Genomic DNA, 15,541 nt, shown 5'->3' with positions numbered 1-15,541 from the left:
CCGGAGGGCAAGGGGCAGATGGGCCGCATGGCGTCGTTGCGGCCGGCTTGCTTGGAGCGACCAAGCGGCGCCATCCGCGCCTAGCCCTGCGACCCATCTGCCCCTTGCGTGCGTACGTTTCATGCGGGAATAGGCCCTTGCCTCAGTTGAGTTTGGCGGCGAGCTGGCGGCGCCAGTGCGACACCGCCTGCGGCGCGTCACGCATCATGTCGAACACCGTCACCATGGTCTTGCGTGCGACGTCGTCGTGGAAGGCGCGGTCGCGCTCGACGATGGCGAGCAACTGCTCCAGCGCGGCTTCGTACTCCTGGCGGGCGATGTAGTGCTGGGCGAGGTCGAGCCGCGCCTGCAGGTCGTCCGGCGAGGCAGCGATGCGCTGGCGCAGGGCATCGGCATCGGGCAGCGCATCGGCATGCTCGGCGGCCTGCAGGCGGGTGTGCAGCGCGGGGTAGCGGTCGTCCTGCGGCGCCTTGGGCGAGAGCAGTGCGAACTCGTTCTGCGCTGCGCGCACATCGCCGGTATCGAGCAGCAGCTCGACCAGCGCAAACCGTGCGGCGTCCATGCCGGGGTCGTAGGCGAGCGCATTCTGGAACGCTTCGCGCGCGTGGGCGATCTCGTCGGCCTGGCGTGCGGCCAGCCCTTCGCGATAGGCCACCTCGGCCGGCTGCGGGATCACGCGCTCGAGAAACGCGCGCAACTGCCCCTCGGGCAGCACGCCGAGGAACTGGTCGACCGGCTTGCCATCCACGAAGGCCACCACGTGGGGGATGCTGCGCACGTTGAAGTGCGCCGACAGCTCCGGGTTCTCGTCCGAATTGACCTTGGCGAGCTTCCACTTGCCGGCGTACTCGGCTTCGAGCTTCTCCAGCATCGGGCCCAGGGTGCGGCAGGGCCCGCACCACGGCGCCCAGAAATCGACCAGTACCGGGACTTGACGAGATGTTTCGATCACTTCGTGCGCGAAGTTCTGCGTCGTGACGTCGCTCATCGGGGGGCTTCTCCGGGAAAAAATGCGGCCGGCAACGCATGCCAGCGGGGGTGTCGAGCATTCTACTTGGGGCGGGTTTGCGCGTTTTCCCACGGTCAAAAAATCTGTGTCCGGGCAACGGTTGAAAATAGAACGATCGTTCGGATACCATCCGGTAAAAACAACAGACGGTTCCACGGAGACATGGCATGACACGACCGCACTTCCAGTTCTGGCCCCGGCGCTTGCCGCACAACATCGGCTCGCCGCAAACGAGCCTGTGGTTCAACCTGGAAGTGTCTGCGCGACGCTATCCGGACAAGGACGCGATCCTCTTCTACGGTCGCCACACCCCCTACCGCGAGCTGCATGACGACGCGCTGGCCGTGGCCGGCTGGCTGCAGCAGGTGGCGGGCGTGAAGAAGGGTGAGCGCGTGCTGCTGTACATGCAGAACTGCCCGCAGTTCATCGCTGCGTACTACGGCATCCTGCGCGCCGATGCGGTGGTGGTGCCGGTCAACCCGATGAACCGGCCCGAGGAGTTCAAGCACTACATTACCGATGCCGGCGCCGCCACGGTCATCTGCAGCGCGGATCTCGCCCCCAATGTGACGGCCGCCAACGTCGAGCTGCCCGAAGCGCAGCGCGTGCAGCACCTGCTGGTCACGTCCTACGCCGACGCGCTGCCCGCCAAGCACGAATACCCCGAAGACGCCCCGCCCGCGTGGATCACCACACCGTACCCGGCCCAGCCCGGCGCCGTGGCGTGGGCCGACATGCTCGCGCAGCGCCGCGCCCCCGGCCCGCACACCGCCGGCCCGGACGACCTGGCAGTGATGCCGTACACCTCGGGCACCACCGGCTTCCCCAAGGGCTGCATGCACACGCACCGCACGGTCATGCACAACATCCTGGGCGGCAGCATCTGGTCGCAGGCCACGATGGAGGGCGTGATCCTGTCGATCATCCCGATGTTCCACGTGACCGGCATGCAGTACGGCATGAACGTGCCGATCTACATGGGCTCGACCGTGGTGATGCTGCCGCGCTGGGACCGCGAGGTGGCCGGCCGGCTGATCTCGCGCTACCAGGTCACGCACTGGACCAACATCCCGACCATGGTGATCGACTTCCTGGCCAGCCCCCAGCTGGCCGAATTCGACCTGACCAGCCTGCGCTACATCGGCGGCGGCGGCGCAGCCATGCCGCACGCGGTGGCCGAGCGCCTGCAGAAGGATTTCCAGCTCTCATACCTGGAGGGCTACGGCCTGTCGGAAACCATGGCCCCCACGCACAGCAACCCGGCCGAGCGGCCCAAGCTGCAGTGCCTGGGCATTCCGTTCTTCAACACCGATGCGCGCATCGTCGATCCGCAGACGCTCAACGAGCTGCCGCCGGGCGAGGTGGGCGAGATCATCGTGCACGGCCCGCAGGTCTTCCTCGGCTACTGGGGCAAGCCGCAGGCCACCGCCGAGGCCTTCATCGAGTTCGAGGGCAAGCGCTTCTTCCGCACCGGTGACCTGGGCAAGATGGACGAGGAAGGCTACTTCTTCCTGACCGACCGGCTCAAGCGCATGATCAACGCGTCGGGCTTCAAGGTGTGGCCGGCCGAGGTCGAGAGCCTGATGTACAAGCATCCGGACATCCAGGAAGCCTGCATCATCGGCACGCACGACGCGTATCGCGGCGAGTCGGTCAAGGCCGTGGTCGTGCTCAAGGCGCATGCCAAGGGCAAGACCACGGAAGACGACATCATCAACTGGGCGCGCGACAACATGGCCGCGTACAAGTACCCGCGCGTGGTGGAGTTCGTCGATGCGCTGCCCAAGTCCGGCACGGGCAAGGTGATGTGGCGCACGCTGCAGGAGCAGGAGAACGCGAAGAACGCGGCGGCCGAGAAACCGGCCGCAGCCTAAAGAAAAAGGGGCCCCAGCGGCCCCTTCTTAAAACCTGTTCACGATCCGTAGCGAGCGGCCCGAGGTTGGCGGGAGAAGCGCAGCCGTACGCAGGTACGGCGAGCATCGCAGCGCCAAGATCGGGCCGCGCAGTAGGATCATGAACAGGTTTTCAATGCCCGCGCGCCTTGAAGAGGAGCGCGCCAATGCCGTGGAAGCCGCGCTGGCGCGCATGCCGCATCGGCGTGACGCCGCCGCGGTCGGGCAGGTTGGGGTCGGCGCCGCCGTCGAGCAGCAGTTGCACCGTCTTCTCGTACTTGTCGCCGCCGTCGCCCAGGGCCACGGCTTCGATCAGGGCGGTCAGGCCGAGGTTGTTGGTCGCGTCGGGCGGTACGCCCGCCTTGACCAGCTCGCTCACCACTTCCACGTAGCCGCGGTGCGCGGCGGGGATCAGCGCGGTGTCGCCATCCGCATTGGTGGCGCGTAGGTTGGCGCCGTGCGACAGCGCCAGCCGTACGGTTTCCGCATCGCCCTGGGCGGCGGCGAGCAGGAAGGCGCTGTTCTGGGCGTTGTCCTGCAGGTTGACGTCGGCGCCGGCCTGGATCAGCAGGCGGGCGGCTGCGCCCATGTGGGCGTAGATGGCGGCGATGAGGGCGGTGCGGCCATCGGCGTCGCGCGCTTTGAGGCTGGCGCCGTCGGCCAGCAGCGCCTGGATGGCCATGGTGTTGCCGGTCTGGGCCGCGACGATCAGGTCGCGGTCGCGCGTGGCGGGGTCGCTCTTGCGGGCGGGGTGGGCATCGGCGGGGTGGCCGCCCACGCTGGGCGCAACCTTGGAGGGTGCGGTGCCGGCCAGCATCGGCAGACGCTGCTCCTGCCAGGCGCCCGCCATGTCGCCCATGGCCAGTGCCAGCCCCAGCATGACGCCGATGGCGTGGTTGAGCGCGGGGTGCAGGGCAGGGCGTGGGGCGAGGTGCATGGTGTGCCGCTCAGGCGCTGAGGTATGGGTCGGGCAGCGGGCCCGTGTCGGTGGTGTCTTCTGCGTGGGCCGGAGCGTTGGCCGCGTCCGTGGCCTGCAGGCGCGTCCACAGCCGGTCCAGATAGGGGTCCTGTAGCCCGTTGCTGGCCAGCCCGAGCAGCGTGCGCTGCAGGTATTCGCGGGCCGGGCCGTACAGGCCCTCCGCCTCGCGCAGGCAGCCGACCACACGCTCGTCGGGCAGGCGGCCGGCATAGGCTTCGTGTGCGCGGTTCATGACGAACGCCAGGGCGAACACGCGTTCGCCGTTGATCTCGGTGGGCAGCCAGCGCGGCAGGTAGGCGCCGGTCAGCATCTCGCGGCGCCACAGCACGCGGAATTCGTGTTCGGCACGCGCGCGCGGTACGCGAAAGGCCACGCCCCGGCAGCTGCCGCCACGGTCCAGGCCGAGCACCAGCCCCGGGTTGTCCCAGGTGCCGCGGTTGATGCGGGAATACAGGTAGAAGCCGCGGTGGTACCCATGCACCGTGGCGCGGGTGGCCTCGGTGTGGAAGATCATCGGGTTCCAGATCAGGGAGCCGTAACCGAACACCCAGGCGTCCTGGCAAGCGCCGGGCGTACTCGACAACCGCGCGAGCGTCGCAGCAAGCGACGCTTCCAGCGCAGCCTCGGTCAGCAGCGACGACGCGACGGGTGAATCACCCAGGGCGGCGCGCAACCGGTTCTGTTCGAGATCCTCTCGGGTGACGGCCATGTCGCAAGCATAGAGCAATCGTTACGACTGGTCACGCCAACGGACGGGGGATGCCCGGAAACACCGCGTTGCGAGGCTCGGGAAGCGTTTGGCTATGGCGCGGCCGCAACGGTAGGGCACCGGCGGCCGGAAAACTGGAGGCGGGGGAACGGAATTGAACCGTCGTATACGGCTTTGCAAGCCGCAGCATTGACCACTCTGCCACCCCGCCAGGGGAGGGAATCGGCCGGTACCCATGTGCTGGGTGACCGGCCGGGCGCGATTCTAGCGCAGGATCAAACTTCCAGCAGATCGACTTCGAAAAGCAACGTTGCGTTCGGGGGGATCACGCCGCCCGCGCCGCGCGCACCGTAGCCCAGGGCCGCCGGGATGATCAGCTTGCGCGTGCCGCCGACCTTCATGCCCTGCACGCCTTCGTCCCAGCCCTTGATGACGTGGCCGGCGCCCAGCGGGAAGGCGAACGGGTCGTTGCGGTCCTTGCTCGAGTCGAACTTGGCGCCGGCCTGGCCGTTCTCATACAGCCAGCCGGTGTAGTGCACGGTGACGTACTTGCCGGCCGTGGCTTCGGCGCCGTCGCCGACGACGACGTCTTCGAATTGCAGGCCGCTCGGGGTGGTCGTGGTGGTCATGGTGAGCCTCGTGGAGTGGGCGTGGGTGAGAGAGGGGCTCAGGCTGCCTCGGCGGCCTTGAGCGTTTCGAGCTGGACGTGGATGTTGTCCGCGTCGTTGGCGATCCAGACGTCGCCGTCCTGGATGGTCACTTGCAGACGCATGGAGCGTTCCACCAGGCCGGTCAGCGCGGCCACGGTCTCGGGCGCGACTTCGTAGACGGACAGGTTGGCAAAGCGCGCGACCTTGGTCTCGGTTTGCTGCCACCACACGCGGCTGGCGTTGCCGCTATACGTATACACGGCGACCTGCTCGGCGCGGTTGCAGGCCTTGCGGATGCGCGTTTCGTCCGGGTTGCCGAGGTCGATCCAGAGTTCGATGGCGTCGGTCAGGTCGCGCTGCCAGAGTTCGGGTTCGTCGGGTTCGGACAGGCCGCGCGTGAAGGCAAGCGCTTCGCTGGCATGGCGAGCGAAGGCGAGCACGCGCACCATCATGCGCTCGTCGTTCTCGCTCGGGTGGCGGGCGACGGTCAGTGCGTGGTTGCCGTAGTAGTGGCGATCCATGTCGGCGATCTGCAGATCGACCTTGTAGATCGTGGATTTCAGGGCCATGCGGGTAGGCGGTGTTTCGGCAAAGCGCGCATTGTCGCACGGTAGGGCGATACCGACGGTATCGCCTTCTGCATCTTCGGCCAGGCGCATTCCCATTGGCGGTGGTTTGCGGTATACGAGCGATGCGTGCGCCGCAATCGGCGCGGGCTTCTCCTATCCAAACCAGGACAATCACAACGATGCGTTGGATATTCGGAATCGTGGGCCTCGTGATCGGAGCCCTGGGGGGCGGCACCATCGGCGCGTTCTTCGGCGCGCTGATCGGTGTCGGACTGGCATCGCTGATCCTCTACATGGACAAGCGCGCCAGTTCGCAGTGGACGAACCCGCCCGCGGGCCCCGAGGGTCTCGGGCCAGTGCAGGCGCCGGCGCCCATGCCCGGCGTCGTGCCGATCAACGAGCGCGTGACGCGGCTGGAGCACGAGGTGGCGCTGTTGCGCCGGCAGCTTGCGCAGATGCAGGGGCAGGCGTTTGCGGCGCCTGTGCCGGAGGCCGCCGCCGAGCCGGCCGCCGTGCCGGTGCCCGAACCCGTCGTGGCCCAAGCATTGCCGCCCGCACAGGCGCCCGCCGTGCCGCCATCCGCCGTTGTGCCGGAACCCGTCGCGCCGCGCGAGCTGCCGCCGCACGAGCCCGACTGGGTCGAGCGCGCTGTCGGTGCCGCGCGCGACTGGCTCCTGGGCGGCAACAGCGTGGTGCGGGTCGGCATCCTGATCCTGTTCTTCGGCGTGGCCTTCCTGCTCAAGTACGCGGCCGACAACAGCCTGCTGCCGATCGAGTTCCGCCTGGCCGGGGTGGCGGTGGCTTCCATCGTGCTGCTGGGCATCGGCTGGCGCCTGCGCGACAAGCGCCCCGGCTACGCGCTGGTGCTGCAGGGCGGCGGGGTCGGCGTGCTGTACCTGACGGTGTTCGCGGCCACGCGCATGGTGCCGCTGTTGCCGGTGGGCGCGGCGTTTGCGCTGCTGGTGCTGATCTGCGCGCTGGCGGCCGGCCTGGCCGTCAAGCAGAACGCGCCGGCGCTGGCCTTCACCGGCAGCGCGGGCGGCTTCCTGGCGCCGATCCTGATCTCGACCGGCGCGGGCAGCCACGTGGCACTGTTCAGCTACTACGCGCTGCTCAACGCGGGCATCTTCGCCATTGCGTGGTTCCGCGCCTGGCGCGCGCTCAATCTGCTGGGCTTCGTCTTCACCTTCGGCATCGCCACCGCGTGGGGTGCGCTGCGCTATGAGCCGTCCTTGCTGGCGAGCACCGAGCCGTTCCTGATCCTGTTCTTCCTGATGTACGTGGGCATTGCGCTGCTGTATGCGCTGCGCCGCCACGTCAGCCTCAGGCACTACGTGGACGGCACGGTGGTGTTCGGCACGCCGCTGGTGGCGATGGGTTTGCAGGCGGCGCTGGTGCATCACATTCCGTTTGCGATGGCCTGGAGTGCGGCGGCGCTGGCGGCGTTCTACCTGGCCGTGGCCGCGTGGCTGGCGCCCAAGCGCGCCAGCCTGGGGCTGCTGTTCGAGGCGATGTTCGCGCTGGGCGTGATCTTCATCACGCTAGCGATTCCGCTGGCCTTCGATGGCCGCACCACCAGCGCAGTGTGGGCGCTGGAAGGCGCGGCGGTGGTGTGGGTGAGCGTGCGGCAGCAGCGCCGGCTGGCGCTGGCGGCTGGCCTGATGCTGCAACTGGCGGCGGGCGTGGCGTTTGGCACGGCGCTCCTGTTCGACTGGTCGTGGTCGTCCACGCTGCCGGTGCTCAACAGCCGCACCATCGGCGCGCTGCTGATTGCAGCGGCAGGCGTGTTCAGCGGCTGGCGCCTGCACGGCAAGGCCGAGGCACGTGCATGGCTCAAGGCAGCGCCGGCGCTGGGCATCGTCGCATCCGTGTGGGGCCTGCTGTGGTGGCTCGGCAGCGGCAGCGCCGAGATCGACCGCTGGGCGTGGCGCCTCACCAGCCAGGCCGTCGACCGGGCCGACATTCCGCTGTATGCGGCGTTTGCCGTACTGACGGCGTGGATCGCGCACGGCCTGCGCCGCAAGCTCGACTGGGCGCTGGCCGAGTGGCCGGCCCTGGCATTGTCGCCCGCGCTCGGCCTGGTGGCGATGGCCGCGTGCGCGCACTGGGTGCCGTCGCCGCTGGCCGGTTGGGCGGGCCTGGTGTGGGTCGCCTCGGTGGCGCTGGCCTTCGTGCTGCTGCGCCGCCAGGAGCGCGACGTCAAGGACACGCTGCTGGCGCCGCTGCATACCGTGCTGTTCTGGCTGATCTGCGGCGTGCTGGCCACCGAAGGCTACTGGCGCCTGAACGCCTACGTGCCCGAAGGCACCTGGAGCTTCGCCGCCTGGGCCTATGCCTACGGTGCGCTGCTCGCCTTGCTGGCCGGAGCTGGCTGGCGCATCCGCTGGCCGATCGCCCGCTTCGAGCGCGCCTACCTGCTGTGGGGCGCCGCGCCGCTGGCCGCGCTGCTGTGGCTGTGGAGCCTGGCCAGCGCCGCCAGCGACGGCAATGCCGCGCCGCTGTTCTACCTGCCGATTCTCAACCCGCTCGACGTGGCGCAGTTGCTGGTGTTCCTGGCGATTGCGCTGTGGATGCGCCGCGTGGCATTGCAAAAGCTGGTGCCCGAGCCCACGGTGATCGGCTACGCAGTCGGCGCCACGCTGTTCATCTGGGCCAATGCCGTGCTGCTGCGCACGCTGCACCACTGGGCGCACATCCCGTACACGCTCGACGACCTGGGCGACTCGATGCTGGTGCAGGCGTCGCTATCGATGTTCTGGACCGTGCTGGCGCTGGCGGTGATGGTGGTCGCCACGCGCCGTGCGAGCCGTGCGCTGTGGTTTACCGGTGCGGCGCTGCTGGGCGTGATCGTGGTCAAGCTGTTCCTGTTCGACCTGTCGCGCGTCACGGGCGTCGAGCGCATCGTTTCGTTTATCGGCATTGGCGTGCTGCTGCTGTTGATTGGCTATCTGTCGCCATTGCCGCCCAAGGCCAAGGAGGCCGTGTGAAGAAGATTGTGTTTGCGACGGCAGCAGCGCTGCTGCTGTCCGCGCCGGCCTGGGCCGAGCGGTTTGCGTTGACAGGCACACCGGGGGCCGCCTACTACGCCGTCACGCTGGGCCCGGACGTCTACGCCCATAGCCGCGATGCCGGGCTGGCCGACCTGCGCATCCTCAACGGTGACGGCGAGCCGGTGCCGTTCACCATCGATGCGCCGCACGATGCGCCGCCGCAGACGCGCACGCTGCAGGACGTGCGCTGGTTTGCCACGCCCGCCGACGACACGCAAAAGCCCGGTGCCGCCGGTGTCGTGCTCGGCCCGGACGGCGTGCTGCGTGCCACCGGCACGTCGCCCGCGCAGGAATCGGTGCGTGCCTGGCTGCTCGACCTGAGCCAGTTGCACGACACCGTGAGCGCCGTGGTGGTCGGCCTGCCCGCGGGGGATTTCCAGGGCAGCGTGCTGGTGCAGGCCAGCCAGGATCTGCAGGCGTGGCACGGCGCGGGCAATGCCACGCTGTTCCACCTGACCAACCAGGGCAATACGCTCACTCAGGAGCGCGTCGAACTCACCGGCCTGCGCGCCAAGTACCTGCGGCTGACGTGGCAGGGCAAGCCGCCCGTGCCGCAGAGCGTGCGCGTGGAGCTGGCCGCAGGCGCCCCCGCACAGCCGGCCGACAGCGGCATCCAGTGGCGCAGCGGCCTGCAGCCGGTGCAGACACCTGCGGCCGGCGACTACCGGTTCGACACCGGCGGCAACTTCCCCGTGGAGCGCGTGCGGGTGCGCTTGCCGCAGGCCAACACCGTCGCGCAGGCGACGCTCTACGCCCGCGCCGATGCGCAGGCACCGTGGCGCGAGGTGACCACCACGCGGCTGTTCCGCCTGGCCGGTGCGCAGGGCGAGCAGGAGAGCGCGGTCATCACCGTGCCGGCCACGGGCGAGCGTTACTGGCGCCTGCAGGTCGACACGCGCAGCGGCGGCCTGGGCGCCGGCGCGCCCGAGCTGGCCGTCGGCTGGCGCCCCGCCACCGTCACCTACGCCGCGCGCGGCAACGTGCCCTTCGCGCTCGCTGTGGGCGAGGTGGCCAATGGCAGCCCGGTGGTACGCGCTGATCTGCTGGCCGGCGCGTCGCCCGTGGTGGCGACGGCGCAATTGGGTACCGCGACGGCATCGCCGCCGGAAGCCATGAAGAATGAGCCGCCCGGCGGGACGACACGCCAGTGGGTGCTGTGGGGTGCGTTGATCGCGGCCGTGGCGGTGTTGGGCGGGATGGCGTGGCGGCTGTTCCGCGCGTCGGGCACGCCGGCGGATACGCACTAGCCAAACGAAAACGGCGCCGTGGAAGGCGCCGTTTTCGTTTGGGCAGCGTGCTGGGTCAGTGTACAAACGCCGGCTGCACGAACAGCGTGATGGTGATGACAAAGCCCACGGTCCACACCAGCGAGCGTACCGACGCCCAGTTGGCCAGATAGCAGACTGTGTACAGCACGCGCGCGGCAATGAAGCCGACAGCCAGCCAATTGACGCGATCGACCGGGCTGCCGCCCAGGATTGCCACCAGCACCGCCACCGCAAAGAACGGAAACACTTCGAAATGATTGTGTTGGGCGCCGTTGGCCCGTTGCGCCAGCCCGGTCAGGCTGGCCGCCCATGCGCGTGGGGTGCGGTTGTCGCGCTTCGGTCCGCTGAACCGGGCGATCTGGATGCAGAGATAGGGCAGCAGGGCGGCAATCAACACGCACCACAGGGCGATCGGCATGGACGGGTCTCCGAGGCAGTCGTCGTCAACAACCGATGCGTTAGTTCGCGCCGTGCACGGCGATGCGAATATCGCCCAGCATCACCACCTGGCCCGTGCGGATCTTGGCGGTCTTGCGCGTCTCCAGCTGGCCGTCAACGGTGACGGCGCCATCGGCCACCACCGCCTTGCCGGCGCCGCCGCTGTCGACCACGCCGGTCAGCTTGAGTAGCTTGTGCAGCTCGATGTAGTCGGTGGTCAGTTCAAAATCGATGTTGGGCATGCGTGTGTGTCAGGGTTGTTTGGGCGAGGCTTCCACGCTGAGGTCGAGGTCGACGCGGTCGCCGACTTCCGGCAGGAAGCGTGTCATGCCAAAGGCGCTGCGCTGGATGGCGAGGTGGAAATCGCCGCCGCAGACGTGCAGCGTGGTGGCGATCAACTTGATGTCGCCGCAGCTGAAGCGGCGGGCGTCGAGCCGCACGGGCTGCGTTACGCCATGCAGCGTCAGCTTGGCCTCGACGGCGACGAGCTTGCCGCCTTCCACGACAAAGCGGTCGCTGCGCAGGCGGATGATCGGGAACTGTGCCGCATCCAGGAACTGCTCGGATTTCAGCACGCTGTCCAGCTCCCGCAGATGGGTGTTGACCGACGCCGCATCGATCGTGAAATCGAAGCCGCCTTGCATGCTGGCCTCGTCAAAGTCGATGGCGCCGTCGATCTTGCCGAAGCGGCCGCGCAGGGTGGTGCGGTCGAAATGCGCGGCGCCGAAATAGACGGTAGTGTGCGTCAGGTCCGGCGTGAACGGTGCCGCAAGGGCGGGCGCACTGAGCATGCCCGCCAGCATCAGAATCCAAGATCGCATGGTCCCTCCAGCAGAAGAGGCCCACGCCGAACATGGGCCCGTGCTTACTTGCTCCAGCTGTCCTTCAGGCCGACCACGCGGTTGAACACGGGCTTGCCCGGTTGCGAGTCGATGCGGTCGGCGACGAAGTAGCCGTGGCGCTCGAACTGGTAGCGGTCTTCTGCCTTGGCGGTTGCCAGGGTCGGCTCCAGGTACGCGCGCACGACCTGCTTGGCGTTCGGGTTGAGCGCGTCCAGGAAGTTCTTGTCGCCCGAGTCCGGCTGCGGGTCGGTGAACAGGCGGTCGTACAGGCGCACCTCGGCCTCGAGCGCATGCGTGGCGCTGACCCAGTGGATGTTGCCCTTGACCTTGACGCTGTCCGCGCCCGGCGTGCCGCTCTTGGTTTCCAGCAGGACGTTGGCATGCACGGCGGTGATGTTGCCGTCGGCATCCTTGTCGCAGCCGGTGCATTCGATCACGTAGCCGTAGCGCAGGCGCACCTTGTTGCCCGGGAACAGGCGGAAGTAGCCCTTGGGCGGCGTCTCGGTAAAGTCTTCGCGCTCGATCCACAGCTCGCGGGTGAGCGGGAACTCGCGGCGGCCGAGTTCGGCCTGCTTCGAGTGCACGGGCGCCGAGCACAGCTCGTTGAAGTCCGCCGGCACGTTGTCGAGCACGAGCTTGACCGGGTCGAGCACGGCCACCGAGCGCGGCGCGCGCGCATCGAGGTCATCGCGCACGGCGCCTTCCAGGATGCTCATGTCGATCCAGCTGTCGGCCTTGGACACGCCCACGCGCTCGCAGAACAGGCGGATCGATTCCGGCGTGTAGCCGCGGCGGCGGATCCCCACCAGCGTCGGCATGCGCGGGTCGTCCCAGCCGTCGACGCGCTGCTCGTTCACCAGTTGCAGCAGCTTGCGCTTGCTGGTGATGGCGTAGGTCAGGTGCAGGCGCGCGAATTCGTACTGGTGCGGCAGCGGCGCGGGCAGGGCGCCGGCGTCGCGCAGGTGGTCGAGCACCCAGTCGTACAGCGGACGGTTGTTCTCGAACTCCAGCGTGCACAGCGAGTGCGTGATGTTCTCCAGCGCATCGGAGATGCAATGCGTGAAGTCGTACATCGGATAGATGCACCAGGCATCGCCGGTGCGATGGTGGTGCGCGTGGCGGATGCGGTACAGCACCGGATCGCGCATCACGATGTTGGGTGCGGCCATGTCGATCTTGGCGCGCAGCACGTGCTGGCCGTCCTGGTACTTGCCGGCGCGCATGTCGCGGAACAGCGCGAGGTTCTCTTCCACCGAGCGGTCACGGAACGGCGACGGCGTGCCCGGCTTGGTGAAGTCGCCGCGGCTGGCAGCGATCTGCTCGGCGCTCTGGCTGTCGATGTAGGCGCCGCCTCGCTGGATCAGCACTTCGGCAAAGCCGTAGAGCTGCTCGAAGTAGTCGCTGGCGTAGTAGAGGTGCTCGCCCGTGCCGTTCTGCCACGAGTAGCCGAGCCAGTGCACCGCGTCGATGATGGAATCGACGTACTCGGTGTCTTCCTTGACCGGGTTGGTGTCGTCAAAGCGCAGGTGGCAGCGGCCGCCGTATTCGTTGGCCAGGCCGAAGTTCACCCAGATGCTCTTGGCGTGGCCGATGTGCAGGTAGCCGTTGGGCTCCGGCGGGAAGCGCGTGATGATCGGCGGCAGCGCCTGGCCGGCGGCGTCCTGGCGGCCGGCGTAGGTGCCCTGCGTCAGGTCGGAATCGATGATCTGGCGCAGGAAGTTGGAGGTGGGGGCGGCGGCTGCGCCAGTGGCGTTGTCTTGGCTCATGGGAATGCGTGATTCGGCAATCCCGTGATTTTACCGTGCCCGGCGTCCGATGCCCGGCGACGCGTTACTTCCGTTGCGCCAGACCATCCAACGCCTGTGCGCGCATCGCCTCATTCGAGGCGGTAAAGGTCTGCTGGCGCAGTTGTGCGATCTGCGCGGCGCGGTCGGCGTCGGACAGGCCGGGGAAGCTGGCGATGCGGTCGCGCTCGCGGGCGTAGGCGTCGTAGCGGGTGCGCCAGTCGGCTTCGACCCTGTCGGCCTGGATCAGCCGGTCGGCCACGGCGCCGTCGACGCCCTGGGTGGCCAAGCGCTGGCGCATCTGCGCTTCGGTCAGGCCCTGGGTGTGCATCTGCTGCATGTCGCCGGCGAGCTTGGCCGGGGCGGCCGCCTCGCGGCGGGCCTGCTGTACGGCCGGCGGCAGCGCGGCGTCGATGGCGGCCAGCCTGGCGGCGCGGGCCTCGGCCGAGAGCGACGGATCAGTCGTCACGGCCAGGCGGTCGAGGCCGGCGGCGTCCATGGCGTCTTCATCGCCATACCAGGCCTGGGCGACGTTGGCCCCTAGGTATTGGCGGCGCAGCGCGGCGCGGCTGCTGAGTTGTTGCTGCAGCGTGGCGATCATTTCCGGTCGTTGCTGAATCTGCTCGGTCGAGGGTTTGTTGTGCCCGACCTCGCCCTGCGCGGCCAGTGCCTTGCGATAGGCAAGATAGTGCTGCAGCAGCGCCTGCGCCTCGCCCAGCGCCGGCTCGGTCAGCTTGGCGCGGATGTGCGCCTCGGCCATCGCCACGCGCTGTGCCTCCGGCAGCGAGGCGGGCACGTCCAGGAAGTAGTCGAACACTTGTCGGTTGGCGGCCTCGACGATCAGGTGGCCGCGCGCGTCGACACGCAGGCCATCGGGGGCCTGGGTGTCGGCGAGTTCGGTGGGGTGGGCGGTGGCCGGTGACTCCACGCCGGCCACGTTGCCGATGAAGGCGCCCGTGCGTGTTGTGGCCGGGGCAGGCGGCTCGGCGCCGTCGCGTGGCGCCGGCCACCAGAGGAAGATCGCCGCAGCGGCAGCAAGACCGCACCCCGCGAACAGGGTGCCGGAGACGACGTTGAAGCGGAATGCGGTCATGCGTGTCCCTTACAGCCCGGCCGTCTTCAGCCGGTTCGCGTGCGTGCGGATGACTGCCACCGGATCGGCCGCGCCCCAGCCGATCAGGCCCAGCAGCTGGTTGACCTCATCCAGGTGGTTCCACGCGTAATCGGTCGACAGCACCTGGCCGAACTTGGCGCTGCACACCGACACCAGCCCATCGGCCGTGCCCGCGCCGCGCGCCTGCATCACGGCGTTGGTGACGACCAGCGCCGGGTCGAACACGTCGAAGAAGTTGGTGGCCACCGAGCGGCCCGTCCACGAATAGAGCGGCTGCACGTTGCCGTTGCGCACGTCGGTGGCCGCGCCCGTGTTGCAGCCGCCGGCCAGCCCCGCGCTCGGGAACTGCGTGTTGAAATCAGCAGCGCCGGCGGTCGACAGGATATGCAGCGCGGCAAAGCCGTCCTGCGGGTTGCTCGCGCCATTGAACCAGCCCAGCACGGCGCCGAACACGTCCGCCCCCAGGCTCACCAGTGCCTGGAACGGCTGCGGGGTGGATTCAACGAAATCCGCAAACTCCGAGCCCTTGTGCGGCGTGCCGATGGTGGTGACGGAGGCCACCAGGTCCGGCGCCACGGCGGCGGCGTAGCGCGAGGTCAGGCCGCCCTGGCTGTGGCCGATCAGGTTGACCTTGGCGGCGCCCGTGGTGGCCAGCACTGTGCGGATCTGCGCGACGAGCTGCTCGCCGCGTACGGTCTCGTCGTTGAAGGCGGACACATCGGCCACGTAGACGTTGGCACCGTTGGCACGCAGGTCTTCGGGGATCTGGTACCAGTAGTCCACCACGCCGAGGAACTTGCTGGTGCCCGACAGGCCGTGCACCAGCACGATCGGATACTGGGTGGCCGCATAGGTGCTGGCGGCCTGGGCGGGCGCCGCGCCCGCGGCGAGGGTGAGGGCGGACGCGGCAAACAAGGCAGCCGCTACACGCGTGCGCAGGAACCCGCGCGCCGCGCGGAGCAGGGAAGTCTGTGGCATTCGATTGTCTCCATGACGTTGGATGGGTTGTCGACCTCTGCGGGCCGATCGCCCTCCGTTATCCGAAGTGCGGTATCCGGCGTCAACTGAGTTGGAACACTGGCTCTAATGGTGCGGCGCGGCGTGGGTGAGCCGGGAATGGGGGATGGGGGTGTGGTTTTGCTGTGTGCGGTGCAGCAGGCGGGGTTTTGGTTTTGGGTTTGATGTTGGTGGTCTGCTGCTGTTTCGTCCCCTGCCGGGGCCGACTCACTTTCTTTGT

14 protein-coding genes and 1 tRNA gene are annotated in these 15,541 nt (G+C 68.5%); 3 read left to right on the top strand and 12 right to left on the bottom strand.

Going from position 1 to position 15,541, the window contains the following annotated elements; genetic code table 11:
* Positions 1 to 142: 142 nt before the first annotated feature.
* Entirely contained in the window at positions 143 to 988 is an 846-nt protein-coding gene (gene trxA / locus QZ609_RS16125) for a thioredoxin (protein WP_295496880.1), read from the bottom strand.
* A gap of 188 nt (positions 989 to 1,176) precedes the next feature.
* Here trxA and QZ609_RS16120 point away from each other — a divergent pair, with 188 nt between their 5' ends.
* The gene (locus tag QZ609_RS16120) at positions 1,177 to 2,883 is read left to right on the top strand and encodes a long-chain fatty acid--CoA ligase (RefSeq protein WP_295496877.1); all 1,707 of its coding nucleotides are present in this window, start codon (positions 1,177 to 1,179) and stop codon (positions 2,881 to 2,883) included.
* 151 nt (positions 2,884 to 3,034) lie between these two features.
* Here the strand turns inward: QZ609_RS16120 and QZ609_RS16115 are convergent, their stop codons facing one another.
* From QZ609_RS16115 to QZ609_RS16095, 5 genes are all read right to left on the bottom strand, one after another.
* Entirely contained in the window at positions 3,035 to 3,838 is an 804-nt protein-coding gene (locus QZ609_RS16115) for an ankyrin repeat domain-containing protein (RefSeq protein WP_295496875.1), read from the bottom strand.
* Positions 3,839 to 3,848: 10 nt separating this feature from the next.
* A complete protein-coding gene (locus QZ609_RS16110; protein WP_295496872.1) occupies positions 3,849 to 4,589 on the bottom strand; it encodes a gamma-glutamylcyclotransferase in 741 nt (246 codons plus the stop codon).
* A 135-nt stretch (positions 4,590 to 4,724) separates the two neighbouring features.
* Positions 4,725 to 4,800 (bottom strand) — tRNA-Cys (locus QZ609_RS16105).
* A gap of 64 nt (positions 4,801 to 4,864) precedes the next feature.
* Positions 4,865 to 5,218, bottom strand: a complete 354-nt coding sequence (locus tag QZ609_RS16100; RefSeq protein WP_295496868.1) for an FKBP-type peptidyl-prolyl cis-trans isomerase — start codon at positions 5,216 to 5,218, stop codon at positions 4,865 to 4,867.
* Positions 5,219 to 5,256: 38 nt separating this feature from the next.
* Positions 5,257 to 5,808: a YaeQ family protein gene (locus QZ609_RS16095; protein WP_295496865.1), complete on the bottom strand. Its 552-nt coding sequence runs from the start codon at positions 5,806 to 5,808 to the stop codon at positions 5,257 to 5,259.
* Between the two features lie 179 nt (positions 5,809 to 5,987).
* On the opposite strand from QZ609_RS16095, the gene QZ609_RS16090 reads away from it, so the two are divergent.
* Positions 5,988 to 8,795, top strand: a complete 2,808-nt coding sequence (locus QZ609_RS16090; RefSeq protein WP_295496864.1) for a DUF2339 domain-containing protein — start codon at positions 5,988 to 5,990, stop codon at positions 8,793 to 8,795.
* Positions 8,792 to 10,105, top strand: a complete 1,314-nt coding sequence (locus QZ609_RS16085) for a DUF3999 domain-containing protein (protein WP_295496861.1) — start codon at positions 8,792 to 8,794, stop codon at positions 10,103 to 10,105. The genes QZ609_RS16090 and QZ609_RS16085 overlap by 4 nt, the downstream gene beginning before the upstream one ends.
* A gap of 55 nt (positions 10,106 to 10,160) precedes the next feature.
* Here the strand turns inward: QZ609_RS16085 and QZ609_RS16080 are convergent, their stop codons facing one another.
* The 6 genes from QZ609_RS16080 to QZ609_RS16055 form a co-directional block, all read right to left on the bottom strand.
* Positions 10,161 to 10,544 carry an MAPEG family protein gene (locus tag QZ609_RS16080; RefSeq protein WP_295496859.1) on the bottom strand — a complete coding sequence of 128 codons (384 nt, stop codon included), beginning with the start codon at positions 10,542 to 10,544 and terminating at the stop codon, positions 10,161 to 10,163.
* 40 nt (positions 10,545 to 10,584) lie between these two features.
* A complete protein-coding gene (locus QZ609_RS16075) occupies positions 10,585 to 10,806 on the bottom strand; it encodes an RNA-binding S4 domain-containing protein (protein WP_295496856.1) in 222 nt (73 codons plus the stop codon).
* Positions 10,807 to 10,815: 9 nt separating this feature from the next.
* Complete coding sequence (locus QZ609_RS16070; RefSeq protein WP_295496854.1) at positions 10,816 to 11,385, bottom strand: YceI family protein; 570 nt, start codon at positions 11,383 to 11,385, stop codon at positions 10,816 to 10,818.
* A gap of 44 nt (positions 11,386 to 11,429) precedes the next feature.
* Positions 11,430 to 13,172 carry a glutamine--tRNA ligase/YqeY domain fusion protein gene (locus tag QZ609_RS16065; protein ID WP_295496852.1) on the bottom strand — a complete coding sequence of 581 codons (1,743 nt, stop codon included), beginning with the start codon at positions 13,170 to 13,172 and terminating at the stop codon, positions 11,430 to 11,432.
* Between the two features lie 64 nt (positions 13,173 to 13,236).
* Complete coding sequence (locus tag QZ609_RS16060) at positions 13,237 to 14,283, bottom strand: lipase secretion chaperone (RefSeq protein ID WP_295496849.1); 1,047 nt, start codon at positions 14,281 to 14,283, stop codon at positions 13,237 to 13,239.
* Between the two features lie 9 nt (positions 14,284 to 14,292).
* Positions 14,293 to 15,282, bottom strand: a complete 990-nt coding sequence (locus QZ609_RS16055) for a triacylglycerol lipase (protein ID WP_295496847.1) — start codon at positions 15,280 to 15,282, stop codon at positions 14,293 to 14,295.
* Positions 15,283 to 15,541 lie beyond the last annotated feature (259 nt).

The organism is uncultured Ralstonia sp. (assembly GCA_913056305.1).
Classification (GTDB): domain Bacteria; phylum Pseudomonadota; class Gammaproteobacteria; order Burkholderiales; family Burkholderiaceae; genus Ralstonia.
This window is presented reverse-complemented; position numbering and strand designations above follow the sequence as displayed.